The organism is Hymenobacter arcticus (assembly GCF_054779975.1).
In genome coordinates this window covers 52,727-79,715 of the sequence record NZ_BAAGXF010000002.1, presented here as the reverse complement: position 1 = coordinate 79,715, position 26,989 = coordinate 52,727, and the positions used below count along the sequence as shown (strand labels likewise).

Genomic DNA, 26,989 nt, shown 5'->3' with positions numbered 1-26,989 from the left:
TGTCAATTATTTACATGAAATACTTCAGACGAATCACTTCCTGCTCGGTGAGGAAGCGCCATTTGCCGCGCGAAACCTCTTTTTTGGTCAGACCGGCGTACTGCACCCGGTCGAGGGCCACCACGTCGTAGCCCAAGTGCTCGAAAATGCGGCGCACAATGCGATTACGGCCAATGTGCAGCTCAATGCCCACAAAGTGCGGGTTGCCGGCTACCACGGCTACGTCGTCCACCTCAGCCTTGCCATCTTCCAGCTCTATGCCGGCCGCTATTTCGGCCAAGTGCTCGGCAGTCAAAGGCTTATCCAGCTCCGCTTGGTAGATTTTCTTGTTCTTGTGCGAGGGGTGCGACAGCTTCTGCGCCACTTCCCCATCGTTGGTGAAGAGCAGTAGACCCGTAGTGTTACGGTCGAGGCGACCCACCGGGAAGATGCGCTCCTTCGAAGCAGTAGCCACCAGCGACATCACCGTTTTGCGGCCTTCGGGGTCGTCGGTCGTGGTGATGAAGTCCTTGGGCTTGTTCAGCAGCACGTACACCAGCTTCTCGCGGTTGAGGTTGGTTTTGCCATACTGCACCGTGTCGGTGGGCTGCACTTTGTAGCCCATCTCGGTGATAACCTCGCCATTCACGCGGATTTCACCGGCGGCAATCAGCGAGTCAGCCTCGCGGCGCGAGCAGATGCCCGCGTTGGCGATGTAGCGGTTCAGGCGCAACTCCTCAGTACCAAAGTCTTCCTCACTCGCCCGGCGCTTGTTGCCCCGGGTTTTGTCGTTTTCGTAGTGCTTGAGGTTCTTATAGTCAGGAGCTAAGCCCACTGGCTCATCCGAAGTAGTGGTGCGGGTTTTGTTGCCGTAGCCAGTGCTGCGTTGCGGGCTGCTCTGGGCTTCGCGCATGGCCTCACGGCGCTCCCGGAACGAGCCGGTGGTCGTATTGTTGGGCCGCTCGCCAAAGCTGCGCGGCTTACCAAAAGCACCCGGCGTTTGCTCGCGGGGCGCGTTACGGTCGCCGTAGCTACCGCGGCGCTCGTCGCGGCCACCTTCCGTGGGGCGGCCCTCGCGGCTGCCAAAGCTGCGGCGCTCACCACCATCGCGGTCGCTGCCGTAGCTGCGGCGCTCACCACCTTCACCGCCGGCGGGCCGGCGGTCGCCGTCGGGTCGCGTGCCGAATTCACGGCGAGCAGGCCGCTCGTCGCGGCTGCCTTCTGACTGTGGGCGGCGGGCTTCGTTGCCCGCACCACGCTCCTCAAACGAGCGACGCTCGTCGCGGCCCGTATAGGCCGGGCGCGCGTTGTCGGCAGCCCCACCTTCTACGGGCGAGCCATCGGGGTTAGTTTTGATAAACTTGCGGTTGCGCTCACCTTTGCCACCACGCGGCACCGTGGGCAGGCCTTCGTAGCGCACTGGCTGGCCCTGCCAGATGGGCTTGGGCGGGTAAGCGGGGCGCTCGCTGCGGTCGCGGTCGCCACCTTCGGCACCCTGCGCGTCGCGACGGGGCCGCGCGTCGCGGTCACCGCCGCCAAAGCTGCGTTTCTCGCCATAGCCAGCACCGCCACGGTCGCCACCGAACGAGCGCTTCTCGCCGTAGCTGGAGCCACCACGCTCGGGGCGGTCACTGCCCCCGAAGCTGCGCTTTTCACCGTAGCTGGAGCCGCCGCGGTCACCACCGAACGAGCGTTTCTCGCCGTAGCTGGAGCCGCGCTCGGGGCGGTCACCACCGAAGCTGCGCTTCTCGCCAAAACCACCGCGCTCGGGACGGTCACCACCACCAAAGCTGCGCTTCTCGCCGGAGCCGCCGCGCTCCGGCCGATCGGCACCGCCGAAGTTCGATTTGCCAAAGCTACTGCCGCCGCTGCCGCCACTGGGCCGGCCGCCAAACTTATTGCCGCCACCCTGGCCAAACGTAGGCCGGGCGGGTGAGAAGCCTTCGCCGCGCCCGTCGGGCCGGCTGCCTTTGTAGCCACCGCCAGCGCTACCGCCGTTGCCGCGAGGGGCATACCCGCCGTTACCGCGCGAATCGCTGCTTGGCCGCCCGCTGCCACCAGTTGCGCCACGCCGACCGGGCTTATCGTCTGAAAAATGTTTCTTACCCATTTGAGTTATAAGTTAATCTGGTTGCTGGCTTATAGTCCCGCGCCGCCGGCGCTGGTGAGTGCAAATATCTGCGCTATTGGCAGTTAGTAAAAAAAAGCCCGGACCCGTAAGCCAGCCGCCGAAGCGCCGGTTACGGGTCCGGGCCGTAGGCCAGGGCCGCACTTAGTCGCGCCGGGCTAGCTTGGCTTCAATCGAGTGCTGGGTGTGGGGCACCGCCCGCAGGCGGTCTTTGGGAATAAGCTTACCCGTACCGATGCACACGCCGTAAGTGCCGTTTTTAATGCGCGTCTGCGCATTTTCGAGCTGCTGGATGAACTTCATCTGGCGCGAGGCCAGCTGGTTCAGGCTTTCCTTTTCGGCGGTCTCAGCGCCGTCTTCCAACACCTTCAGCGAAGCCGCCGTAGTATCAGTGCCCGACTCGTTGTTACGGGTCAAGGTTTCCTTAATGAAGGACAATTCTTTGCGAGCAGCAGTCAGCTTACTTTGAATAATCTGGTCAAACTCAGCTAAATCTTCCCGCGAATAGCGGAGGTTTTCCTCGGTCATCGAAAAGCAAGTAAAAAGAATAATAAATATGTGCGCTGCGGTAGGCAGCATGCCAGAAACAACGCTCCACCCTACTAAAAAGTTTGGTTAAGCTACTGGCGTTTACTAACTGGCTTCAGCATAGAAGTCGGCTTTCGCGGGGCAAAGGTAATTGTTTTCAGCTGCTTTGCTTCGCAGACTACTTCCTTCCTTCAGAATCCCAACATTTGAATGGCAGCCACGGCGGCCTCCACCCCTTTGTTGCCGTGCCGCCCACCGGCGCGGTCCCAGGCTTGCTCTAAGTTATTGGTGGTAACCAGCCCAAATATTACGGGCTTGTTGTATTTAAGTCCTACCGTAGTCAGCCCCTGCGCTACCGCATGGCAGATGTAGTCGTCGTGCTTGGTGTCGCCTTTGATTACTACCCCCAGGCAAATAACGGCGTCCATCTCCTCGTGCTGAGCCAGCAGCTGCGCGCCAAACGTCAGTTCGAAGCTGCCGGGCACTGTGTTGCGGAAAATGTTCTCCGGCTTAGCCCCATGCTTGAGCAGCGTTTCGTACGCGCCGTTGCTAAGGGTGTCGGTTAGCTCACGGTTCCATTCGGCCACGACCAGGCCAAAGCGCTTTTCACTGATGTCGATGAAGCTGGCACTGTCGTAGGTGCTCAGGTTTTGCAGGGCGGTTGCCATAAATCGCAGATTTTGCAGATGGAGCAGATTTCGCAGATTCGGCTGGCGCGGGGTCAGGCCTCTTGCGGATACATTGCTCGCTGCGGAGTTAAAGAGTTGCTTGGGGAAATGAGGTTTCGGCTAAATGGCAACGGCGCTCTCCGTTGCGGGAAAGCGCCGTTGCGGCCTGGTAGTATTTGGTATTATTGGCCAAGGGCAGCTTTGCGCTGACGGGCTTCGCCAGCTTCGGGCGCAGCGGCGTAGTCGTTCAGAATACGGTCGTAAGCTTTAGCAGCTCCAGCGTTGTCTTTGGCGGCTTCAAGGGCCACGCCCTGCTTCAGCACGTAGCCGGGCGAGAATTGGTCGTTGGCGTTGTGGTCGGCAGCTTTCGCATACAACTCAGCAGCTTCTTTAGGCTGGTTCAGCTCCAGCTTGGCATCGCCCATGAGCGAGTAGGCCCGCGACTGCACGAGGTAGTCGTCCGAGCTAAACTTGTCGAGGTATGTATACGCCTCCTGGAATTTACCCTGCTTCAGCGAGGCGACACCGGCGTAAAAATTGGCTAGGTTGCCCGCCTTGGTACCACTGTACTCCGAGGCCACTTTATCGAGGCCGGGGTGCTTACCATCGCCCTTAGTGGCTTTGCCCAGCGAGTCGGCTTGCCAGTAATCCACAGCTTTGTACATGGCATTCTGAGCTTGCGTGTTCTGCTCAGTGCGCCAGTAGTTGTAGCCAAACGCACCGGCTATTGCGGCTACTACCACGACCAACACGCCCACCAGCAGGTTGCGGTTGCGTCGCACAAAGTCTTCCGATTCGGCTAGCCGGGCGGCCAGGGCGTCGGGGTCTTCGAGCAGCGGGTTTTCGGTCGCGTAGGTTTCTTCGGCCGGCGCCAACGGGTCGGTCGATACGGGGCGAATGGGCTGGCGGGCACCCGGCGTTTTGCCGGTGTAAGGAATCTTAGACATCAGAGTTGGTAGCTCGGCGGCACGGCTCTGAACCAGGCCGCGCCGCGGGGGGCCACCCGGCCACAAAGGCAAGGGGCCGGATTAAGAATGGAACTAGTCGTGAATATAAGGGTAGTCGGCCTGCACGTATACTTCCGTGTACAGCTCGCGCGCATCAGGGTAGGGCGAGTTTTCGGCAAACTCTACCGACTCCTGCACCTGCGCCTTGATGCGCTCGTCGATGGCAGTTAGGTCTTCCTCAGTGGCCATGTTGTGGGTGAGGATGGTATGGCGCACCGATTCAATGCTGTCGCGGTGGCGATACTCTTCCACCTCTTCTTTGGTGCGGTACTTGGCCGGGTCGCTCATCGAGTGGCCCTTGTAGCGATAGGTTTTGAGTTCGAGGAAGGTGGGGCCTTCGCCGCTACGGGCGCGCTCAGCGGCGCGGGCTACGGCGTGGTGCACATCCTCCACGTTCATCGCGTTCACGGGCTCATTGGGCATCTGGTAACCGTCGGCGATGATGTGCAGGTCCGTCACGTTCGACGAGCGGTGCACGGCCGTACCCATAGCGTAGCCGTTATTCTCCACAATGAAAATTACCGGCAGTTTCCACAGCATGGCCATATTGAAGGCCTCATGCAAAGCACCCTGACGCACCGCGCCATCGCCCATGTAGCAGATACAGAGCTTGCCGGTCTTGTTGTATTTCTCAGCAAACGCAATACCGGCACCCATCGGAATCTGAGCTCCTACGATGCCGTGGCCGCCCATGAAACCAACTTCCTTATCAAACATGTGCATCGAGCCGCCTTTGCCTTTCGAGCAGCCAGTGGCTTTGGCAAACAGCTCAGCCATGATGGCATTAGGCGAAGTGCCTAGTGCCAATGGGTGGGCGTGGTCGCGGTAAGCGGTGATGTACTTGTCACCCTTTTCCAGGGCCGATACGGCTCCGGCTACGCAGGCCTCTTGGCCAATGTAGAGGTGGCAGAAACCCTTTATCTTCTGCTGACCGTACAGCTGACCGGCTTTCTCCTCAAACTTGCGCATGAGCTGCATTTGCTCATACCAAGTTAGGTAGACTTCTTTGGAAAACTCCGGTTTGGCGGGCGAAGTAGCTACTGGTGCATCGGCAGGGGCGTCTCCCTGTTGCGCATTGGGCAATTCTTCTACGGCCGGCAGGGGCGCGGTTTCGACGCCCGTTGCGGCGTCAACCGTGGCCGGTGTCTGGCCTTTGGCTGCCTTTTCGGTGTTAGTACCGTTTACGCCAGCCTTAGGTGCATCCTTTACTTTCGACTCCGCCATAATTAGGGGTATATAATTTCGCGTTGGGAGGGCGAAATTACATAATTCTGACCGTACTCCCACCCCACCGCTCCGAATGACGCTCGACCAGCTACACCTGCTATTTTTCAAGAATTACGATGAAGCAAGCTTGGCCTTCAGCCCAGGCATTAATTGCTTTATCGGTGACAACGGCAGCGGCAAGACCAACCTGTTGGATGCCATTTACTACCTGTCGCTCACCAAGAGTGCATTCGCAAGTGCCGATGCACAGAGCATAAAGCAAGGGGCTGATTTTTTTGTAGTTAAGGGAAAGTTTGACACCCCGCTTTTAGAGCAGGCCGAAACCATTCAGGTGAGTATGCGCGCAGGGCAGAAGAAAACCATCACCCACGATAAGCAACCCTATGACCGACTAGCAGACCACATTGGGCGCTACCCGGCGGTGCTCATCTCGCCTTATGATACGGACCTTATCCGCCAAGGCAGCGAAGAGCGCCGCCGGTACTTCGACAGTCTGCAATCGCAACTCGACCATGAATTCCTGGAATTACTCATTCAGTATAATGGCTTACTCCGCCAGCGCAACGCCACCCTCAAGCAGAGCGGTGGTGGACATGGATTCGATACGCTGTACTTACATTCACTCGATGACCAGCTAGCCCCGCTGGGCGAAAGTCTTTCGGCCATGCGGGCTACCTTTCTTACCCAGTTCGTGCCGGTGTTTCAGCGGCACTACGCGCAGCTCGCCGATGGCCGGGAGGAAGTGGTACTTGAATACAAAAGCCAGCTACCCGGCCAAAACTTTCGCCACTTACTGCTAGCCAATGAGCGCCGCGACGTGACCTTGCAACGCAGCACCACCGGGCCACACCGCGACGACTTCGTATTTCTCATGGATGAGTTACCGGTCAAGAGCTATGCTTCCCAAGGCCAGCAGAAGTCCTTTGTCATTGCGCTCAAGCTGGCCCAGTTTGAGTTGTTGGCCACCAAGCCGCAGGCGGCAGGCCACGCAGCAGTCAAGCCCTTTTTATTGCTCGACGACATCTTTGACCGCCTAGACGACAAGCGCATTGCCCGGCTGCTCCAGCTGGTAGCCGACCACACCTTCGGTCAGGTATTCCTCACTGATACCAATCTGGAACGCACCGACCTGGCCCTAGCCGGCATTGAAAGTGACATCCGGCGCTTCCGGGTGCAGGCCGGTCAAGTAGCAGTTATCTGATTGCAGCTACCCTTTTCGGGGGCTGGGCGGCGTACTTTTGAGGTAACATTGTGCAGCAAGCAAGCCGTATTTTGCGGCCATCACGCGCAACATTTTGTCTCCTTGCCGTGAAAAAGCCCAGCCTCTCCCCCACCGCTCGCCGGGCCGATATTATTCCGCTGAAAGAAGGACTGGAAGCTCTGGTGCGCGCTTACCGCCTGGGGGGCAAGCTCAATGAGGTGACGGTAGTGAGCAGCTGGGAACGAGTGATGGGCAAGGCGGTTGCTCTTAAAACCAAGGAAGTCTACGTGAGCAAAGGCAAGCTTTTCGTGCGCCTCACCTCGGCCCCGCTCAAGCACGAGCTCGTAATGGCCAAAACCCGCGTACTGGAAATGCTCAATGCGGAGGTAGGCACCCAGGTGGTTTCGGAAGTTATTTTCCTGTAAGCTCCGTTCGCAGAGCAAGAAACTTATTGCACATACTGCGTAATAACGCCGGGGCACCGTCAGCAAATTGTGGCAGTTCCAGAAGTCGCGCTAGTGCACTCGGCAGCATCCGCTGTTTACTTATAACCTTCGCCTAGTTCTATGAAACAACAAAAATGTTCCACGTGAAACATTTTTGTTACCTAGGACCATACATTTTCAACAACAGCTCATTGTACGCCTCCAGTAAGGCAATGTACTTGGTTTGGAGTGCTAGTAGCTGCCTAGTGGGGTCAGAATCGAGCGGCTGGCTCGGTGTTACACGCGATGTAACAGAATTTGTAACAGTAACCCTCGGCAAGGGTGTTACAAACGGGAGAGATGATTGCTGAGCTATTGTAAAATCCTGTGAGAAATCATGACCGATAATTTGGCCGATACTTTTCACCAGGTTAGCGTCCAGTGTATCATCCTTGAACTTACGGTATATCGTCGGCCGTGTAATACCCAGTTCTTCTACGATACGAGTAATGGAAATACCGCTGCTTTTAATGGCCTCTTGCAGTATTTCGCCTTGATGAGCCATAAAATGAGAGTGTTACGGGTTGGGTGATGCAAATATGGAAAGCGTATCAGGGTAATCCAAATGGTTGCGTAATGAGACAGGCCTAAGATGGTGGACGCTTGTAAACAACTTCAACTCAACAGTGTATCACAACTACCGTCCGCATTGTAACAAAATTTGCCGGATATCAAAAACGGACACTACGGACGGTTTTTAGGTGCCATTCACTGTCATTCGTATCACGCAAGTAGTTGTAGCAAGCGGTCGGGGTAATCGGTTGTAATGCCCGCCACACCCCAGGTGATTGCGCGCTGCAAATCACTCGTCGCGTTTACAGTCCAAGGCACCAGGCGTAGCGCCGGGTAACGCGTGGCCAAGTCCATTACCCGGCGCTGAGAAAGAAGCTGAAAATCGGGACCAAACGTTTCGGGCACAAAGCCGAGTTGCTGAAAAAGCATCTCGGCCGGCGTAGGGTCTTCACTGAGTAGGCAGAGCGCCAGCGATGGTGACAGCTGCCGGGCCGCTTGTAGAATGCGAGCATCGAAGCTGAGCAACGTAGTACGGGGCAGAACAGCGACGGCAGCCAACTCAGCCAGTACTAACTTGACAAAAGGAGTTGGCTGCGGATGGAAAACATCATCGCCGGACGGCGTGCTTTTCAGTTCTACCGAGTAGCCTACTTGAGGGCGACCCAAGCGCTGGCGGGCAGCCTCGGTAGCTTGCAACACCTCGCGCAGAAGAGGCCGGTAAGTAGTTAGGCGCTGCTGCGTAGGAAACCCAGGATGCGGCTGCTCCCCCACTACGCAGCCGCGAATGGTGGCGTAGGGCAGGTGATAGAGGTTGTATTCGCGCTCGTGCTGTGGGTCGATTGGCTCGCCGTCGGGGCCGGAACCCAGGCGGGCCGATAGCCAGGGCTCGTGCGAAATTACCACCTGCTGGTCTTGCGAAATCACGACATCCAGCTCCAGCACGTCAACGCCCAGGGCCAGGGCGTGCAGAAAGGCAGGCAAGGTATTTTCGGGCAATAAACCCCGGCAGCCCCGGTGGCCGTGCACTTCGGGGCGGGAGGAGCGCATAGGCGCAGGGAAGGGAAATAGCATGCGCCTTTGTACGCAGGCAGGCGGGTGGGCAGTCGCTACGCCAGTAGCTTTGCACCTACTTTTCGCTCCGCGGGGCGCGCCTTTTCCCATTCTTTTATGAAGCGTATTTTACTATTTGTGCTGGTGCTGGCCCTGGCGGCGGGTGGCTATTACTACTACACATCCCTCAAGAAGGGACCGGAATATGCGCTACTACAAGCGGCCGCGGCCACCCAAACGCACGACTTGGCGGCTTTCGAGCGCTACGTAGATGTGGATGCGCTCACGGGCCACTTGGTAGATGATGTGGCCAAGCAGAGCAACACGCTATCGATGCTGGTGCCGGGCGGTGGGCTATTATTTCGCGGGGGCCTGGGCTTGCTGAAGCCCCAATTGGCCAAAGCTGCCCACAATGAAATTCAGCGCTACGTGGAGACGGGCTCGCTGGAAGCAGCCCAAGCGGCGGCTCCCAAGCGCCTAGTAAACGTATCGCTGCTGGGGTTGGCGGGGCGCGTAGTGGGGCCTGACAGCAAGTTTAAGGGCATCAAATACACGACCGACAAGGGCGATGTATCGTTGGTAGGCCTGGAGTTTTCGCAGCCGCGCTACGACACCACCATGGTGGTAGAGGTGAAGCTACAGAAGCAAGCCGACGGCCACTGGCAAGCCAAGCAGATAACCAACACCGCCGAATTGGTGCAGGGCGTGGCCCGCTTGGAGAAGCAGCACCTACTGAAATAATACGCCGGGCCTGACCTGACGACCAACAGAAAGCCCTCAGCTACGCGGTAGCTGAGGGCTTTCTGTTGGCTTAAAATAAGCTTTACCGAAGCTGGCAGTTAGTTGCTGCGACCGGAGAAAAGCAGGTAGATAATGGATCCGCCAATGGGGAAGAACCAGATGATGGCACCCCAGAGGAGCTTTTTGCCCAGCGACCAGTCTTGCTTGAGCAAGCTGATGACCGCGTAAATGGCCATAATCAGGTAGAGGACCCCAAAAAAGCCTAGTCCACCACGGCTATTATAAGCACTTGGCGCACAGCTAGTTGCGATTAACGATAAAAGCGGCAATAAAGCCAAAGGCTTGAGCCGGGAAGCTACGGTGGAGAAGGTGCGCATAAAAGAAGTGAAGAAGAGTGAGGTGTTTTCGCCCTTTACGCAAATTCTGAAGTTTTGGCTAATTATTTATCATAAAAAACTGATTTACAGTATTTTACCAACATAGGCACCTACTTGTTGGGCAAACGCGGGCACTACGCCTGGAATCAGTGCGGCGATAACGAGTACTCCGTAGAGCGCGCCGTAGAAGTGGGCGTCGTGGTTGATATTGTCGCCCCGGCGGCGGCCCATATGGTACGAATAGGCTAAGTACAGGAAGCCAAAGGCGAAGCTAGGAATGCCTAATTGAGGAGGTAGAAACATCATCCCAATCTTGCCTGTGGGAATGAGCAGGATGCTGGCAAACAGCACCGACGACACGCCCCCCGAGGCCCCCAAGCTGCGGTAGTCGCGGTCGTCGCGGTGCCGGAAATACGTGGGCAAATCCGACACGATGATGCCGCCCAGGTAGAGCAGCAGGAACAAGCCCAGGCCGCCATTGGGCCCGTAGGTGGTAGCCAGCATACTCAGCACAATGGGCCCGAACGAGTAGAAGGCGTACATGTTGAAGAGTAAGTGCATCCAATCGGCGTGCAGGAAGCCCGACGTGAGGAAGCGGTACCACTGGCCCTTAGCGCGGGCCATGGTGTAGGGCTCGAGAATCCAGGCGCGCATTAGCTCGTCGTTGGACCAGGCGTAGGCAGACACGGCGACCGTGAGGCCGATAAGAATAAGGATGGGATTGAAGACCATTGAAGAAGTGCGGTAAGCTTTAACGCTTGCCGGAAGTAGAGGGTAAACGGCAAGCTAAAGCTTACCGCACTGCGCTAGCTTTCGCGGTCCATGAGCTGGAGCGCGAGGTGATGCAACGGCTGCTTGCGGGCCGCCGGAGCCGCCACGCGCTCCAGGTGCTGCAAGGCATCCTGGAAGTAAGTATTGATGAGCACCTCCGTTTGGGGGCGAATAGCAAGCTCATCGTAGATGGCCCGCACGGCCCGCACTTTGGCTTCGGCATCGGGCACGGGCTGGCCGATGTGCTGGGCCAGGGCGGCCCGCTGGGCGGCGTTGGCCTGGGCCTGGGCAGTAAGCAGCAGGAAGGTTTTCTTGTCGGAAATGATGTCGCCCCCTACCCGCTTGCCGAACGTGGCGGCATCACCATACACATCGAGCAGGTCGTCGCGGAGCTGAAAAGCCAGCCCGATATCGGTGCCAAACTGGCGCAGGTGCTCGGCATCTTCGGCGCTGGCCCCGGCCAGCACGGCACCCAGCTCCAGGGCAAAGCCGAGGAGCACGGCGGTTTTCAGCCGAATCATGTCGAGGTACTGCGGGATAGTGACGGTGGTTTCGGTCTCGAAATTCATGTCCCACTGCTGGCCCTCGCACACCTCGGCGGCGGTCTGGGAGAAGCGGCGCAGCACCGGGGGCAGCAGCAGCAGCGGCACGTTTTCGATGAGCAGCTCATAGGCCCGCACCAGCATCACGTCGCCCGAGAGGATGGCCACGTTGGGATTCCACTTCTCGTGCACCGTGGGCTGACCGCGCCGAATGGGGGCCTGGTCCATGAGGTCGTCGTGGAGCAGCGTGAAGTTGTGAAAGACCTCGGTGGCCAGCGCGGGCTTCACTAGCGGGGCCAGGTCATCGGTAAAGAGCTGGCCGCCGAGCAGCGTGAGCAGGGGCCGCAGGCGCTTCCCCCCGAGGCCCATAATGTAGCGAATAGGGTCGTAGAGGGTAGCGGGCTGCTGGCCGTAGTCAAGCTGTTGAAGGGCCGGGGCGAGGAGGGCGGAGAGGTCGGTTTGCACGGGGCAAAGGTCGGGGTTGGAATAGTCTTTATCTGCTGCCTTAGGATTCTGTCCTTGCGAGCGCAACGAAGTGGAGCGCGGCAATCGCACTAGAACGACCTGTTCGGGGTATCGTTCTGGTGCGATTGCCGCGCTCCACTTCGTTGCGCTCGCAAGGATAAACGCGAGGAAATTACCGACGGCGCTTGCCGCCTTCCTTGCCGCCGCGGCTACTACCGCCGCTGCCTTTGTAGCCACTACCACCCTTGCTATTACCGCCGCCGTTGCGGGCGGGGCGGCCCCCGCGACCGGCTTCGCGCTCGGCGCGCTCGCGCTGCTTCACACCCTCGGGCCGGTCGTCGACCAGCTCCATGTCGATGGTGCGGTCGAGCAGGTTGGCCGAGGTGACAATGACTTGCAGCTCGTCGCCGAACTGGATGATGCGCTTCGAGCCGCGGCCCACAATGCGGTAGTTCTCTTTGTCGAGCTCAAACGTATCGCCCGGAATGTCGGAGATGCGCACCATGCCTTCGCACTTGTTGGCCTCGATTTCGATGTAAATGCCGCGCTCGGTGAGGCCCGATACCACGCCCGTAAACTGCTCGCCGATGTGCGCGCCGATGTACTCAACCTGCTTGTATTTGATGCTGGCGCGCTCGGCATTGGCCGCCAGCTTCTCGCGGGCCGAGGAGTGCTTGCAGGCTTCTTCCACGGGCTCCACGGCGGCGTTCTTGCCCCCGTTGAGGTAGTACTCCAGCAGGCGGTGGGCCATCATGTCGGGGTAGCGACGGATGGGCGAGGTGAAGTGCGAGTAGTGCGCAAACGCCAGGCCGAAGTGCCCCAGCGGCTCGGTGGTGTAAATGGCCTTCGACATGGACCGGATGGCCAGGCCCTGAATCACGTTTTGCTCGGGCTTGCCCACCACTCCTTCGCTCAACTTATTGAGCTCGGTGCTCACCTTTTTGGGGTTGCTCAGGTTGAGGTTGTAGCCAAACTTCTGGGCAAACATGGCGAAGTTTTCGAGGCGGTCGGGGTCGGGCGCGTCGTGGGTGCGGTACACCATGGTGAAGCGCGGCTTGGTCTTTTTGAGGCCAAACACGAATTCGGCCACCCGCTTATTGGCGAGCAGCATGAACTCCTCGATGAGCTTGTGCGCGTCCTTACGTTCCTTCACGTACACGCCCAACGGCTTGCCATCTTCACCCAATTTGAACTTCACCTCCTGGGTTTCGAAGCTGATGGCCCCCTTGCGGAAGCGCTCGGCCGAAAGCAGCTTGGCCAGTCGGTTGAGCAGGTTTACTTCTTCGGCGTATTCGCCCTCGCCAGTTTCGATACGCTCCTGCGCGTCTTCGTAGCTGAAGCGGCGGTCGGAGTGAATGACCGTTTTGCCGAACCAAGTGTCCACCAATTTGCCTTTATCATCGAGCTCAAACACGGCCGAGAAGGTGAGCTTGTCCTCGTTGGGCCGCAGCGAGCAGAGGCCGTTGGAGAGGTTTTCGGGCAGCATCGGAATCACGCGGTCTACTAGGTACACGGAGGTTGCGCGATTCTTGCTCTCGCGCTCCAGCTCGGTGCCGAGGCGTACGTAGTGGGTCACATCGGCGATGTGCACACCTACTTCGTGGTTGCCATTGGGCAGGGTGCGCAGGCTCAGGGCATCGTCAAAGTCCTTAGCGTCGGCCGGGTCGATGGTGAAGGTGAGCACGTCGCGGAAGTCGCGGCGCTTAGCAATCTCCTCCCGGGTTACCTCCGTCGGAATCGCATCGGCCTCCTCCTCTACGCCCGCCGGAAATTCGAAGGGCAGGCCGAACTCAGCCATGATGGCGTTTATCTCGGCCTCGTTCTGGCCGGCCGCGCCGAAGTTGCGGGCGATGGTGCCCACCGGGCTGCGGCCCTGCGAGTCCTGGTCCGGAAACTCGGTGATGCGCACCAGCACTTTGTCGCCGCTACGGGCATCACCCAGCTCGCTGGCGGGTACCATCACGTCGAAGTAAGCCTTGCGGCTGTCGGGCTTCACGAAGCCGATGGAGCCATTGATTTGCAGGCGGCCCACTACTTCAGGGCGCTGACGCTTAAGCACCTCCACCACGTCGCCAGTGAGGCGGCCGTCGCGCATGCCGCGTAGGCGCACCCGCACCAAGTCGCCATCTAAAGCGTAGCGTAGCTGGTCGGTGAAGACACGGATATCGTCACCTTCTCCATCCTCGCGCATCACAAAGGCGAAGCGCGGTGTGGCCAGCGACACTGTGCCGATTACGGTATTCACGTCGCGCTGAGACCGGCGGTCGGGGCCATCGCCCACGTGGTCGAAGCCCGCGGCCCGGCGGCGGTGAATGATAGGGTCTTGGCCGAATTCCTCTTCCAGCACAGGCTCCGCGGCCGCCGCGGGCGCGGTATTTTTAGTCGTTTTCCGGGCTTTAGCAGCGCTGGCGGCCACTTGCAGGTCAGTGGGGTTAGCCAAGCGGTATTCGTCGTTCTGGAGTAGTTCCAAGCGGCCAGCCTGCTTCAATTCCTTGAGGTGGGCGAAGAGCTCTTCGCGCTGGGTTTTAGTAGTAACGCCGAGGCGGCGCGAGAGCTGCCGGTAGGCCAGCACCTTGCCGGGGTTGTCGGCAAACTGACGGTACACAAGGTCTTGGTCGATGCTGGCGGCGGCGGCAGCTACTTTAGAAACGGGGGCTGCCTTGGCGGCGGGAGCTGCCTTCGCGCGAGCGGCGCGGGGGGCGGCGGGGTCTTGGGGGTTTTTCATGAATTGGGTAAGACGGCCGCCGGGCAGCTTGGGGTAAGATTGACGAAGGCGACGCGTGGTAAAGAAATGTAGAATGGAGTGGTACTCCGTTCGCAGTTGGATAAAAGGTAGAACGAGAATGGGAGCTGCTTGTTCGGAACTCACCGCTCAAGGAAGAGGACGCTGCTGGCAACGCAGCGGCCAGACATTTTACTGCGCCACCCGCGCAGCGATGCGGGCCGGGTCGTCGCTGGGAATAGCCGCTAGCAGCTGCTGGGTGTACGGATGCTGCGGGTGGGCATACACTTCAGCGGCCGGGCCATTCTCCACAATTTGCCCCTGGCTCATCACCAGCAGGCGGTCACTCATGAAGCGGGCCACCGACAGGTCGTGGGTGATGAACAGGTAGGTGATACCCAACTCGCGCTTGAGGTCATTGAGTAGGTTGAGCACCTGCGCCTGCACTGATACGTCGAGCGCCGACACCGACTCGTCGCACACAATGAGCTTGGGCCGCAACGCCAACGCCCGCGCAATGCAAATGCGCTGCCGTTGCCCGCCGCTGAACTCGTGCGGGTAGCGCTGCTCCGCATCTTCGCTCAGGCCCACGGTGCGCAGCAACTCGCGCACCCGGGCTTTTTGCGCGGCGCGGTTGCCACCCACCCCGTGCACCCGCAACGGCTCCAGGATGGCCTCGCCCACCGTGAGCATCGGGTTGAGGGCCGCGTAGGGGTCCTGAAACACGAGCTGGAACTCGCGTCGCCGGTGGCGCAATTCGCCGGCCGGCAGGCGCGCCAGGTCAGTGCCTTCAAACAGGATGCGGCCGGCCGTTGGTTCCGTGAGGCGGAGCAGCGCCCGGCCGAGGGTCGTTTTGCCGCAACCCGACTCGCCCACGAGGCCCACCGTTTCGCCGGGGTAGATGACGAAGCTGACCTCATCAACGGCTTTAACATAGCTGGTAGCCCGCGTGAAAAACCCCTTGCGAATGGGGAAATAGACTTGGAGGTTTTCCACCTGGAGCAGAGCAGAATTGACCGTGGAACGTGATTTTTGTTCCACGGGGAACGTTTTGGTGGTATCAGAATTAGTCCGTAACTGCGAAACGGCCGTTTCGATGAGGATGGCTTCTCCCCCACTGGTGCGCGCCGTGAGGTTGCCGGCCGCGTCGGTGTCCATGAAATCGGCCACTACGGGCAGGCGCGTTTTGCCAATCGACAGCCGCGGCCGGCAGGCGAGCAGGCCTTTCGTGTAGGGGTGCTGGGGATTGGTGAAGATGTCGAGTACCGAGCCCTGCTCCACTATCTTGCCCCGATACATGACCAGGATGCGGTCGGCAATCTCGGCCACCACGCCAAGGTCGTGGGTGATGAAGAGCACGGCCGTACCGTACTCACGCTGCAGGTCGCGGATGAGCTGCAATATTTTTGCCTGTACCGTTACGTCGAGCGCCGTGGTAGGCTCGTCGGCAATGAGCAGGGCTGGGCGGCAAGCCATGGCCATAGCAATCATCACCCGTTGCTTTTGGCCGCCGCTGATTTCGTGCGGGTAAGACCTGAAGATTTGCATTGGGCGCGGCAGCTGAGCTTCCGTAAACAATTCTATAGTGCGGGCCTCGGCTTCTTTGGGCGTGAGGGTGGTGTGCAGCCGTAGGGCTTCGACCACCTGGTAGCCGCAGGTCAGCACGGGGTTCAGCGAGGTCATGGGCTCCTGAAAAATCATGCTGATGTCGTTGCCCCGCACTTGTTGCAACTGCGCCTCGGTGAGGGACAGCAAATCAACCGTGTCCAACTTCTCCGACTCGAAGAGCGCCGTGCCGCTTTCGATACGGGCGGCGGGCTTGGCCAGTAGCCCGAGCAGCGCCAGCGAGGTCACCGACTTGCCCGAGCCCGACTCGCCCACAATGGCGAGCACCTCTCCCCTATTCATCTCAAACGACACGCCGGCCACGGCCCGCGTGTGCCCGCGCTGCGAATGAAAATCGACGGTGAGGTTTTGAACTGAGAGTAAGGGCATAGACAACAAACTTACAGCAGGCCAGAAATATAAACGTCTGTCATGCTGAGCTTGCGAAGCACCTTACTGGCCCGAACGACTTGTTCTGGCGCGATAGGATGCTTCGCAGGCTCAGCATGACAGACGTTCTAGTCATTCAGCGCTTAAAGTTAGGTGAGGTCAGCAGCGGGTGGCTCGGGGGTGAGCGCGGCCGTGTTTTGCTCTGTCTGCTTGAAGAAGCGGCCTTGCAGCAGCAGAATCAGGGCCACGCCAACGAAGATGGAGGAGTCGGCGAGGTTGAAAATGGGCCACAGCGACATGTACTTGCCCCCGAGCAGCGGCCACGAAGCCGGCAAGAAGCCCTCGAAGATGTCAACGTATATCATATCAATGACTTGGCCAAAAAACCACGGCGTCGGCGAGCCAAAGGGCGCATTATGGTAGATGACGCCGTAAAAAATCGAGTCAATCACGTTGCCCACGGCCCCACCCAGGATGAGCGCCATGCAGGCAATAAAGCCCGCCGCGGCCCGGTGCCTCCATAAGTGCACCATGTAATAGCTGATGCCCCCGGCCGCCAGAATGCGAAAAGCGGTAAGCACTACTTTACCATAGGGTGGCGGCAGCAGCTCCACGCCAAAGGCCATGCCGGGGTTCAGAATGGAATGCAGCTTGAGCCAGTTGCCAATGAGGGGAATCTCACCCGCCAGCCCCGGCTTCATATACGTGTGCACCAAGTACTTAGAAAGCTGGTCGATGGCGATAATGAATAAGGCCAACAGGAAAAATGGCAGGACGCTACCCCGGCGCGCCGGGTAGCGCGGAGGCATGGAAGAAGAAGCTACGGGTAAGTCAGTCTGCACAGGTGAAACTCTGGTTACTATGTACTGTTTTATACCGAATTAGGAGGTTTCATAACCTTTTAAAGCGGCTTGGGCAAGGCGTTGTGCGCGGGAAAACCCGGCCGCATTTTTAGGCGCAGCCGGGTCGCTCACAATCAGGCAGTTACTACGTCTACTTTGGCGGGCACTGAGAAGTCGTCAAACTCCAGCACCGCGCCGCCGGCTACGTCGGGCACAAAGTCGAGGCGCAGGGCCTGCACTTCCTCGCGGATGTAGTCGCCGAACGAGGCTACGGCGGCTTGCAGCTCGGCGGGCGCGCTAGCAGCCAGGTGCACGCTGATGCGGTCCTGCACTTCGAGGCCCGAGTCTTTGCGCAGGTTTTGGAGGCGGTTGACCAGCTCGCGGGCCAGGCCTTCCTGGCGCAGCTCGTCGGTGAGGGTCACGTCGAGGGCCACGGTGAGCGGGCCGTCGGTAGCCACGAGCCAGCCGGGCAGGTCCTGGGTGCGGATTTCGACTTCGTCGAGGTGGAGGGTGAGGGTTTCGCCCTCCACTTCCACAGCTAACTCGCCCTGCTTTTCCAGCTGGCTGAGTTCATTGGGGCTCAGGGTTTGGATGCGGGCGCCCACGGCCTTCAAACGCGGGCCGTAGACCTGGCCGAGGCGCTTAAAATTGGGCTTCACCGACTTCACCAGCACGCCGCTGGTATCGTCTAGAAACTCGATGTGCTTCACATTGACCTCGGCACAAATAAGGTCTTCTACCAAGCCAACTTGCTTCTTGGTAGAGTCATTGAGCACCGGTACCAGGATGCGCTGCAAGGGCTGGCGCACCTTCAGCACCGACTTCTTACGCAGCGAATGCGTGAGTGAACTGATGCGTTGGGCCAATTCCATACGTTCCTCCAACGCCTTTTCGATGAGCGTAGTATCAGCTTCTGCGAGGTAGGTCAAGTGCACCGATTCGGCGGCGTCCTGGCCTTTGGTTAAGTTGCCATACAGCCAATCGGCAAAAAACGGCGCGATGGGCGCCATGAGCTGCGCCACGGTGCTGAGGCACTCGTGCAGCGTTTCGTAAGCGGCTTGTTTATCGGTCGTTAGCTCACCTTTCCAGAAGCGGCGGCGCGAGAGGCGCACGTACCAGTTGGAGAGCTGGTCGGCCACGAAATCCTGGATGGCGCGGGCGGCTTTCGTGGGGTCGTAGGAGTCGAAATGGCCGCGCACTTCGGCCAGCAGGCTCTGCAGCTTGCTCAAAATCCAGCGGTCGAGCTCGGTGCGCTCGGCCACGGGCACGCTCGGCGCGTTGCCTTGCTGGAAGCCATCCAGGTTCGCGTAGAGCGCAAAGAACGAGTACGTGTTATACAGTGTGCCGAAGAACTTGCGCTGCGCCTCCACGATGCCGGCCGGGTTGAACTTGAGGTTGTCCCAGGGCGAGGAGTTGGCAATCATGTACCAGCGGGTAGCATCGGGGCCGTACTGGGCGATGGTTTCGAACGGGTCCACGGCGTTGCCGAGGCGCTTGCTCATCTTCTCGCCGTTTTTATCGAGTACCAAGCCGTTGGCAATCACGTTTTTGAAGGCCACCGAGTCTTCCAGCATTACGGCCAGCGCGTGCAGGGTGAAGAACCAGCCGCGGGTTTGGTCCACGCCTTCGGCGATGAAATCGGCGGGGAAATTCCTGGCAAATTTCTCCTGATTCTCAAACGGATAGTGCCACTGCGCATATGGCACCGCGCCGCTGTCAAACCACACGTCGATGAGGTCGGGCTCGCGGTACATGGGCTGGCCGCTGGGCGAAACGAGAAAAATATCATCGACATACGGGCGATGCAGGTCGATTTTTTCGCCGTTGGCGTAGGGGTTGTGGGTCATGACTTCGGCCGCTACGGCCTTGTCAATCTCCGTTTTCAACTCGGCAATCGAGCCGATGCAGATTTCCTCGGTGCGGTCCTGGGTGCGCCAGATGGGCAGCGGCGTGCCCCAGTAGCGCGAGCGGCTGAGGTTCCAGTCCACCAGGTTTTCGAGCCAGTTGCCGAAGCGGCCGGTGCCGGTGCTTTCGGGCTTCCAGTTGATAGTTTTGTTGAGCTCGATGAGGCGGTCTTTCACGGCCGTGGTCTTGATAAACCACGAGTCGAGGGGGTAGTAGAGCACTGGCTTGTCGGTGCGCCAGCAGTGCGGGTAGGTGTGCTCGTACTTCTCGGTTTTGAAGGCCGTGCCGTTGGTGCGCATCCGAATGGCGATGCTCTCGTCCAGCGTTTTATAGTCGGCGCCGCTCTGGTCGTGGCCGTCGTAGTTCTTCACCCAGCGGCCGCCAAACTCGCCCATTTGGGCCACGTAGCGGCCCGTGCGGTCTACGATGGGGCCGAGCTTGCCCTGGTCGTCGGCCACCATCAGCGCGGGGATGCCGTTGAGCTGCGCCACCCGGAAGTCATCCGCGCCAAACGTGGGCGAGATGTGCACGATGCCCGTGCCGTCTTCGGTGGTCACGAAGTCGCCCACGATGACGCGGAAGGCGTTTTCTTCACCGTCAAAGTGGGGGAAACCGGCTTCCGTGCCGAACAGGCGTTCGTAGTGAATGCCTACTAAATCAGCACCGGTGAACTCTCTGATGATAAAACCAGGTAGTCCGTTTTTCTTTATAGCCTGTTTGAAACCATCGTAATGTTCATCATTAGTTGAATGGCTTCTTAAAAAAGCATTATAAAGCGTAGGCATTCCATGAAGTGCCGTTCGCGCCACACCGCCAATGAGAGGAGGCTGGATATTCTCAAAAACGCTGTTGTCCCAGTGAGAGAAATACTTGTCAAATAACGCTTTAGCTAAGATTACGTTGACGGGGACATAAGTATAAGGATTGAAGGTCGAAACCAGCACGTATGGAATATTCTTTCCTACCGCTAGGCCCGTATTAGCGGGCAGCGTCCAGGGCGTAGTTGTCCAAGCCAGAATACAGGTTTCATAGGCATCTCCAGCGGGAAACAGCTTCTCCGATACCTCATCGCGCACCACTTTAAACTGCGCCACGATGGTCGTGTCCTTTACGTCCTTGTACGTGCCGGGCTGGTTCAGCTCGTGCGAGCTGAGGCCGGTGCCGGCGGCCGGCGAGTAAGGCTGAATAGTGTAGCCTTTATACAGGAAACCCTTGTCGTAGAGCTTCTTGAGCAGCGCCCAGCAGCTCTCGATGTACTCGGGCTCGAAGGTAATGTAGGGGTCGTCGAGGTCGACCCAGTAGCCCATTTGCTGGGTCAGCTCGTCCCACTGCGCCTTGAAGCGCATCACGGTTTCGCGGCAGCGCTGGTTGTACTCTTCCACGCTGATTTTGTGGCCGATATCCTCCTTCGTGATGCCCAGCTCCTTCTCTACTTGCAGCTCGATGGGCAGGCCGTGGGTGTCCCAGCCGCCCTTGCGGGGCACCTGCTTGCCGAGCTGCGTCTGGTAGCGACAGAAGATGTCCTTCACCGCACGCGCCATCACGTGGTGAATGCCGGGCTGGCCGTTGGCCGAGGGCGGGCCCTCGTAAAACACGAACGTGGGCTGGCCTTCGCGGCTGCTCACGCTCTTCTCAAAAATGCCGTTGGCTTCCCAGTAGGCCCGCACATCGGTGGCGAGCTTGGCGTAGTCGAGCGGCTGCTTGTATTCGGGGTAAGTCATTGTATTAGTAGCTGTTAGCGGATAGCTGCTAGCTGTTAGCTTTTTATTCTGGTGTCGTTCTGGCGCTCACCCCACCCCCTAGCCCCACCTCGCTTAATGCGCGACATCCTTTGGGAGAGGGGGAACTAGTTTTTAGCTATAGTTTCTAAAGGCTAGAACTAGCGCTAGTTCCCCCTCTCCCAAAGGATGTCGCGCATTAAGCGAGGTGGGGCTAGGGGGTGGGGTAAATGTCTGGGAGTATTCTAAGTCGTTTTAACCACCTTTGTCCGCTCCACGCTCAGGCGTTGCAGGTCCAGGTCCAGGTCGTCGTCTTCCTCGTGGTAGTTCTCGTCGTAGTGGTGCACGAGAGCCGCTTTAGGCGTTTTCCAGCTACCGCCGCGCTCGAAAGTTACCAGTAGCGCCGGTAGGAAAACCAGATTCGAGAAGTTGGTAATGAGCAGCGACGCGCCCATGAGCACGCCCAGCGCCTTAGTGCCGCCAAACTCGCTGAAGCCGTAGATGCTGAAGCCGATGAACAGCACGATGCTGGTATAGAACATACTCGACCCGGCTTCGCTCAGCGTGTTGGTAATGGCTTCGCTCACGCTCTTGCCGGTCATGGCCATCTCCTGCCGAAACTTGGCCAGCAGGTGAATCGAGTTATCGCCGTCGATGCCCAAGGCTATCACGTAAATCAGGGCTGTGCTGGGCTTGAGCGCAATGCCGAAGTAGCCCATTACGCCGGCCGTCAGGGTCAGGGTCAAGATATTGGGTACCAAGGCGTAGAAGATGGTGCGTACCGAGTGGAACAGCAGCAGTACCACCACGGCCACCAGCCCGAAGGCCCACATCAAGCTCTCGCCCAGCGTGCCAATCACGTACTCGTTGCCCTTGGTGAAAATCACCGTGGTGCCCGTGCGGCGCACCACCATATCGGTGCCGCCGAAAATGCGCTTGATGGCCGGCTCGATGCGCCTACTCACCAGGGTATCAAGCTTGTGCGAGCCGATATCGGCGATTTTCACGCTGATGCGGGCCCGCTGCTGCGTGCTGTCCATGAATGTTTTGAGCAGCTTATTGGTCGAGTTGGCGCCCTTGCCCTGCGAATTAGCCAAGTAGCTCAGGATGAAGTTCTTATCGTCTTTGTCGGGAAGCTTGTAGAAGTCGGGGTTGCCGTTGTAGAAAGCTTGCTTGGCGGCCTTCAAAAACGTGACCATGCTGATGGGCGTGGACAGCTCCGGCTGGGCTTGCAGAAACTTATCGAACTGGTCGATTTTCTGCAAGTTGGGCAGCTTTAGCAAGCCCTTGGGCTGCTTGGTATCCACTACAAACTCCAGCGGCATCACCCCGCCGAAGCGGGCCTCGAAGAAGCTCAGGTCTTCGTTCACGGAGCTTTGCTTGGGCAGGTCATCCACCATAAACGACACAGCTTCGATGCGCGAAATACCGATGGAGGCGAGCCCCACCAGCACCGCCGCCGTGATGTAGATGGTGCGCCGCCGCCGCAGCACAATGAAGTCGAGGAAGTGAATAATGCCCACCAGCGGCTTCGAGTCTAGGTGCTCCAGCTGCTTGTCGGAGGGGCCGGGCAGGTAGGTGAACACCGCCGGAATCATGATGAAGCTGATGATGAAGGCGATGAAGATATTAATCGTGGCCACCAACCCAAACTGGAACAGAATGGCAATATCGGTGAAGGTGAACACGAAAAAGCCGATGGCCGTGGTCGTGTTATTGACCAGCGTAATAAGGCCGATTTTGCGGATAACCCGCGTCATGGCCAGTATCTGGTTGCCCGATTTGCGGTAGTCGTAGTGGTAGCGCGAGAGCAGGTAGGTGCAGTTGGGCACGCTGATAACCACCAGGATAGAGGGTATCAGACCCGTGAGCAGGTTGATTTTGAACCCCAGCAGCACGATGGTGGCAATGCACCAAATCATCACGATAACCACCACCAGCAGCGGCACCACCACCGCCGACCACGTGCGGAAAAAGATGAAGAGGATAATGGCCATCACCACCACCATGAGCCCGGCGAAGAACTTCATCTCGGCCGATACCTTGCTCGTCATCGTGGAGCGCACGTAGGGCAGGCCCGCGTAGTGCAGCTTGATTTTGGATTCCTTCTCGAACTTCGCGCTGAGGTCCAAGATATTAGCCATCACCTCTTTACGCTTGTCCGAGTTCAGCCACTTGGGGTCGAGCGTCACGGCTAGCAGCGTGGCCCCGGTGCGCGGCGCAATCACCTGGCCCTTGTAAAACTCGATGTTGTTCACCACCCGCATCAGCGAATCGAGCTGCGCCTGGCTGGTGGGCGGCCTCGCAAACACGGGCGTGGTTACGAAGCTATTGTTGACCGTATCCTTCTGAATCTGAATCAGTTTGGGTAGGCCCAGCACGCCCGACACGCCCGGCACCTTCACCAGCTCATTGGCGAGCTGGTCGTAGAGCCGAAACTGCGGCAGCTTGTAGACGGCGCTGTCCTGCATGCCCAGCACCAGGATGTTGCCATCCTCACCAAAGGTTTTTTTGAACTGCTGGAAGTACACCATGTCGGGGTCCTTCGGGCTCACCACCTGGGCAAAGTCGTAGGTCATCTGCACGTCCTTCGCTATCCAGGCCATACCCAGGGTCGAAACGGCAATGAGTATCAGCAAAATTCGGCGGAACTTGATGATAGAGAGGGCGATATGTCCCCACATAGGCTTTAGAGATGAGTAGTAACGTAAATAAAACGGGGCGCTGACCTAGGCCGCTTCCAGAATAAAATCACCCGGGATACCCAAGCGGCTGTGTAGCCGCTTGGCAAAGTCTAAATCGATAAGCCGCTGGCCGTTCAGTACGGCGCGCAAGCTTTCGGGGCTGATTCCGAGAAGCTCGGCTAGCTGCTGCTCATCTAGCTGGCGCGCTAGGCGCTCGCGCTCCAGCCGGGCGATGAGCGAGTTGGGCGGCAGGGGCCGGTGGCCATTATTGTTTTCGTACTCATTCACTACATTGCCCAGCACCGTAATCTCTACCAAGTTAGTAGGCTCGTGGTCAAGCAAATACTCCAGGCGATACAGGGCCTGCTGGTACTCGGCTTCGGTACTGATTTCCATAATAAGGCTAGCTAGATGGTAGTAATATCGGCAATCCGGTCATACTCGGCGTGGTTACCGATGAAACGCACGTACACTTGGCGGGCCGGGAAGAAAATACGAACTACTAGCCGGTAGCGGTTGCGGCGCAGATTGAACACCCAGCGGTCGCCACCAACGTAGTCGGCCGTGCGGTCAAATGCCCGCACGGCCGCACCATTTTCCCATTCGGCGGCTTCCACCGCGTCGAACCAGTCCAGGATATCGGTTGCTACATCGGGATGCAGCAGGCCAAATTCCCGCAAGGCACGCTTCGTCAGTACTTGCATAGTCGAAAGCCGATTACCTCCGCTCAGAGTTCCGGCGAAGCGCCGCCGCGTAGGTTACAGCTTTGCAAACACCGTTTTGAAGCTCACGGCCTCGCCGATATAGGCGCGCAACTCACTGACGGGCATGCGGGTTTGCTCGCGGGTGTCGCGGTGGCGCACCGTCACGGTGTCGTCTTCCAGGGTCTGGCCGTCCACCACAATGCAGAAGGGCGTACCGATGAGGTCCTGGCGCGTGTAGCGCTTGCCGATGGCGTCCTTGTCCTCAATCACCAAGCGGAAATCGAACCGCAAATCATCGAAAATCTGCTGCGCTTTTTCGGGCATCCCGTCCTTGCGCACCAGTGGGAAAATGGCGGCCTTGATGGGTGCTACCGCCGGGTGCAGCTTCAGCAGGGTGCGCTGCTTGGTGGTTTGGGCGTCGCCCTCCCCTTCCGTAATGGTTTCTTCCTGGAAAGCCTCGCAGAGCGTGGCCAGGAACAAGCGGTCGGCGCCCACTGAGGTTTCGACCACGTAGGGCACGTAGTTGCCGTAAGGCTTGCCGGTGGCTTCGTCGATGTCGTTGTCGAAGTACTGCTGCTTCTTGCGGCTCAGGTTTTGGTGCTGGGTCAGGTCGAAGTCGCCGCGCGAGTGAATGCCCTCCATCTCCTTGAAGCCGAAGGGAAACTCGTACTCGATATCCACGGCGGCCTTGGCGTAGTGGGCCAGCTTATCGTGGTCGTGGAAGCGCAGCTTGGCGGCCGGCAGGCCCAGCGCCTCGTGGAAGCGGCGGCGGGCCGCCTTCCAGGTGTCGTACCACTCGCCTTCGGTGCCGGGGCGCACGAAGAATTGCATCTCCATCTGCTCAAACTCCCGCATGCGGAAAATGAACTGCCGGGCCACAATCTCGTTGCGGAACGCCTTGCCAATCTGGGCGATACCGAACGGAATTTTCATCCGCGCCGACTTCTGCACGTTCAGGAAGTTCACGAAAATGCCCTGCGCCGTTTCGGGGCGCAGGTATACGGGCGGCGCGTCCGAGTCTACGGCCGAGCCCTGGGTCGAAAACATGAGGTTGAACTGGCGCACGTCAGTCCACTTGGTCGAGCCGGAGAGTGGGTCGGCGATTTTTTCGTCGAGGATGAGTTGCTTCACGCCGGCCAAGTCGTTGGCCGTGAGCAGGCGGCCCATCTCGGCCGTGAGGGCCGCGCCGCGCGCCGGGTCGCCGGCGTTTTCATACTCGGCGGCTTTTTCTTCGAGCAGCACGTCGGCGCGGTAGCGCTTCTTGCTGTCGAGGTTGTCGATGAGCGGGTCGTTGAAGCCCGCCACGTGACCGCTGGCCTCCCAGGTTTGGGGAGCCATGAAGATGGCCGCGTCGATGCCCACCACGTTGCCGTGCAGCTGGGTCATGGCTTCCCACCACAGGCGCTTCAGGTTATTTTTCAGTTCCACGCCGTTGGGGCCGTAGTCGTACACGGCGGCGAGGCCATCGTAAATCTCGGAGGACTGGAACACGAAACCATATTCCTTGGCGTGGGCGACAATATCCTTTAGCTGAGTATTCTCAGGAGTAGATGCGGGCTTGCTCATAAGTGGCAAAGGTAGATAATACCGTTCGGGCCTCCGCGCGCCAAAACCACACGCCCGACCGGGGTATCAACTATTTTCCGGGATAAAAGCAACCGGACGACCCAGCATTGGCTCATTTCAAAGCCAAGGTTGCCGCACGGGCACCGTGCCGATAACCATCGCCAGCCACCGCGGGGCTCCAAAGGCGATGCGGGTCAGCTAGTACTTTTAGCGCTTATCCTAACTTTTCCACGCCTGTTTTCCATCTTTTTTGCATGAAAAAAACACTTCTATCCACGGCGCTGCTAGCCATGGCGGCCAGCGCAGCCCACGCGCAAAGTCCGTCGTTTGGCATCAAAGCCGGCGTTTCGCTCACCAATGCGGTCGGCAGTGGCTATGACTTCAAGAATAAGATAGGTTTTCACGGTGGGTTTGTGGCTAACCTACCCATCAACGGCGTTTTCTCCATTCAGCCCGAGCTTTTATACTCTATGAAGGGCTACAAATTCAGCGGCCCCGACCCTATCGATGGTACCCCGCTGAGCAGCCAACAGACCCTGCACTACATCGACGTACCCATACTAGCCCGAATCAAAGCCGGTGGGTTATTTTTTGAAGCTGGCCCCCAGATTGGTTACCTGGCAGCGGCCAAGTTCTCGCAGGATGGCAACGCTAACATTCCCGCCAGTTCTTACAGCACCCGCAACGGCTACCGAAAAATGGACTATGGCTACGCCGCGGGCCTAGGCTACCAGCTGCCCCAGGGGCTGGGCATTGGCTTGCGCTACAACGGCAGCTTCCGAAATTTAGCTGAATACTCCAATGGGCAAGGCGCTCGCAACAGTGCCTTCCAACTGTCCCTGTCCTACATGTTGGGCGGCAAGTAAGCTGGCGGGCGGTACCAAAAATCCTGGCTCTTCGTGAGGGCTTGTCCTTACCCAAAACTCAAACGCCCTTCCGGCCATGTGGCTGGAAGGGCGTTTTTGCGCGGTTGCCTAGCTGGTTTGCCACTTTTCAAGCGGGGTCAGCCAGCCAAAAATGGCCTTTGCGTTGCCTCAGCAAATTCGGGAAAAGTTTTGGGTAAGGACAAGCCACCACGGGGCTTTTTTATGCTAGCCCCTTTCCCGTAGCTTCGTACCCCACCATTTCAGTAGCCTAGCCGGCCCATGAAGAACTACCCCAGCAGGTAGTA

At 58.7% G+C, this 26,989-nt stretch carries 22 protein-coding genes; 4 read left to right on the top strand and 18 right to left on the bottom strand.

Annotation, left to right across the window (positions count from 1 at the left end; genetic code table 11):
- Positions 1–10: 10 nt before the first annotated feature.
- From ACYVGC_RS03920 to pdhA, 5 genes are all read right to left on the bottom strand, one after another.
- Entirely contained in the window at positions 11–2,089 is a 2,079-nt protein-coding gene (locus tag ACYVGC_RS03920) for a pseudouridine synthase (RefSeq protein WP_460582484.1), read from the bottom strand.
- Between the two features lie 162 nt (positions 2,090–2,251).
- Complete coding sequence (locus ACYVGC_RS03915) at positions 2,252–2,686, bottom strand: TraR/DksA family transcriptional regulator (protein ID WP_460582483.1); 435 nt, start codon at positions 2,684–2,686, stop codon at positions 2,252–2,254.
- Between the two features lie 140 nt (positions 2,687–2,826).
- Positions 2,827–3,303 (bottom strand): 6,7-dimethyl-8-ribityllumazine synthase, encoded by a 477-nt coding sequence (ribH, locus tag ACYVGC_RS03910; protein ID WP_460582482.1) that lies wholly within the window; start codon positions 3,301–3,303, stop codon positions 2,827–2,829.
- A gap of 182 nt (positions 3,304–3,485) precedes the next feature.
- Positions 3,486–4,250 (bottom strand): tetratricopeptide repeat protein, encoded by a 765-nt coding sequence (locus tag ACYVGC_RS03905; RefSeq protein ID WP_460582481.1) that lies wholly within the window; start codon positions 4,248–4,250, stop codon positions 3,486–3,488.
- A gap of 93 nt (positions 4,251–4,343) precedes the next feature.
- A complete protein-coding gene (pdhA, locus tag ACYVGC_RS03900) occupies positions 4,344–5,534 on the bottom strand; it encodes a pyruvate dehydrogenase (acetyl-transferring) E1 component subunit alpha (protein WP_460582480.1) in 1,191 nt (396 codons plus the stop codon).
- Positions 5,535–5,610: 76 nt separating this feature from the next.
- Here pdhA and recF point away from each other — a divergent pair, with 76 nt between their 5' ends.
- A complete protein-coding gene (recF, locus tag ACYVGC_RS03895; protein ID WP_460582479.1) occupies positions 5,611–6,738 on the top strand; it encodes a DNA replication/repair protein RecF in 1,128 nt (375 codons plus the stop codon).
- A 107-nt stretch (positions 6,739–6,845) separates the two neighbouring features.
- The gene (locus tag ACYVGC_RS03890) at positions 6,846–7,163 is read left to right on the top strand and encodes a DciA family protein (protein WP_460582478.1); all 318 of its coding nucleotides are present in this window, start codon (positions 6,846–6,848) and stop codon (positions 7,161–7,163) included.
- A gap of 178 nt (positions 7,164–7,341) precedes the next feature.
- Here the strand turns inward: ACYVGC_RS03890 and ACYVGC_RS03885 are convergent, their stop codons facing one another.
- Positions 7,342–7,728 carry a helix-turn-helix domain-containing protein gene (locus tag ACYVGC_RS03885; RefSeq protein ID WP_460582477.1) on the bottom strand — a complete coding sequence of 129 codons (387 nt, stop codon included), beginning with the start codon at positions 7,726–7,728 and terminating at the stop codon, positions 7,342–7,344.
- Between the two features lie 218 nt (positions 7,729–7,946).
- The gene (locus tag ACYVGC_RS03880; RefSeq protein WP_460582476.1) at positions 7,947–8,783 is read right to left on the bottom strand and encodes a PI-PLC domain-containing protein; all 837 of its coding nucleotides are present in this window, start codon (positions 8,781–8,783) and stop codon (positions 7,947–7,949) included.
- A 120-nt stretch (positions 8,784–8,903) separates the two neighbouring features.
- Here ACYVGC_RS03880 and ACYVGC_RS03875 point away from each other — a divergent pair, with 120 nt between their 5' ends.
- On the top strand, positions 8,904–9,527 hold the full coding sequence (locus ACYVGC_RS03875) for a hypothetical protein (RefSeq protein ID WP_460582475.1): 624 nt from the start codon (positions 8,904–8,906) through the stop codon (positions 9,525–9,527).
- Between the two features lie 98 nt (positions 9,528–9,625).
- Here ACYVGC_RS03875 and ACYVGC_RS03870 read toward each other — a convergent pair whose 3' ends face one another.
- The 11 genes from ACYVGC_RS03870 to ACYVGC_RS03820 all read right to left on the bottom strand — a co-directional run bounded on the left by ACYVGC_RS03870 (position 9,626) and on the right by ACYVGC_RS03820 (position 25,818).
- The gene (locus ACYVGC_RS03870) at positions 9,626–9,904 is read right to left on the bottom strand and encodes a PLD nuclease N-terminal domain-containing protein (protein ID WP_460582474.1); all 279 of its coding nucleotides are present in this window, start codon (positions 9,902–9,904) and stop codon (positions 9,626–9,628) included.
- A gap of 84 nt (positions 9,905–9,988) precedes the next feature.
- On the bottom strand, positions 9,989–10,636 hold the full coding sequence (locus ACYVGC_RS03865) for a rhomboid family intramembrane serine protease (RefSeq protein WP_460582473.1): 648 nt from the start codon (positions 10,634–10,636) through the stop codon (positions 9,989–9,991).
- A 74-nt stretch (positions 10,637–10,710) separates the two neighbouring features.
- On the bottom strand, positions 10,711–11,682 hold the full coding sequence (locus tag ACYVGC_RS03860; protein WP_460582988.1) for a polyprenyl synthetase family protein: 972 nt from the start codon (positions 11,680–11,682) through the stop codon (positions 10,711–10,713).
- 172 nt (positions 11,683–11,854) lie between these two features.
- A complete protein-coding gene (gene rnr / locus ACYVGC_RS03855; protein WP_460582472.1) occupies positions 11,855–14,407 on the bottom strand; it encodes a ribonuclease R family protein in 2,553 nt (850 codons plus the stop codon).
- Positions 14,408–14,596: 189 nt separating this feature from the next.
- Entirely contained in the window at positions 14,597–16,399 is a 1,803-nt protein-coding gene (locus tag ACYVGC_RS03850; RefSeq protein WP_460582471.1) for an ABC transporter ATP-binding protein, read from the bottom strand.
- Between the two features lie 149 nt (positions 16,400–16,548).
- Complete coding sequence (locus ACYVGC_RS03845) at positions 16,549–17,208, bottom strand: lipoprotein signal peptidase (RefSeq protein WP_460582470.1); 660 nt, start codon at positions 17,206–17,208, stop codon at positions 16,549–16,551.
- A gap of 167 nt (positions 17,209–17,375) precedes the next feature.
- The gene (gene ileS, locus ACYVGC_RS03840) at positions 17,376–20,867 is read right to left on the bottom strand and encodes an isoleucine--tRNA ligase (RefSeq protein WP_460582469.1); all 3,492 of its coding nucleotides are present in this window, start codon (positions 20,865–20,867) and stop codon (positions 17,376–17,378) included.
- 242 nt (positions 20,868–21,109) lie between these two features.
- The gene (locus ACYVGC_RS03835; RefSeq protein WP_460582468.1) at positions 21,110–23,548 is read right to left on the bottom strand and encodes an efflux RND transporter permease subunit; all 2,439 of its coding nucleotides are present in this window, start codon (positions 23,546–23,548) and stop codon (positions 21,110–21,112) included.
- A gap of 45 nt (positions 23,549–23,593) precedes the next feature.
- Positions 23,594–23,944 carry a helix-turn-helix domain-containing protein gene (locus ACYVGC_RS03830; protein WP_460582467.1) on the bottom strand — a complete coding sequence of 117 codons (351 nt, stop codon included), beginning with the start codon at positions 23,942–23,944 and terminating at the stop codon, positions 23,594–23,596.
- A gap of 11 nt (positions 23,945–23,955) precedes the next feature.
- Entirely contained in the window at positions 23,956–24,252 is a 297-nt protein-coding gene (locus ACYVGC_RS03825; protein ID WP_460582466.1) for a type II toxin-antitoxin system HigB family toxin, read from the bottom strand.
- A 54-nt stretch (positions 24,253–24,306) separates the two neighbouring features.
- Positions 24,307–25,818, bottom strand: coding sequence for a glycine--tRNA ligase (locus ACYVGC_RS03820; RefSeq protein WP_460582465.1), 1,512 nt, complete (start codon positions 25,816–25,818; stop codon positions 24,307–24,309).
- Between the two features lie 254 nt (positions 25,819–26,072).
- On the opposite strand from ACYVGC_RS03820, the gene ACYVGC_RS03815 reads away from it, so the two are divergent.
- A complete protein-coding gene (locus tag ACYVGC_RS03815) occupies positions 26,073–26,684 on the top strand; it encodes a porin family protein (protein ID WP_460582464.1) in 612 nt (203 codons plus the stop codon).
- Positions 26,685–26,989: the final 305 nt, after the last annotated feature.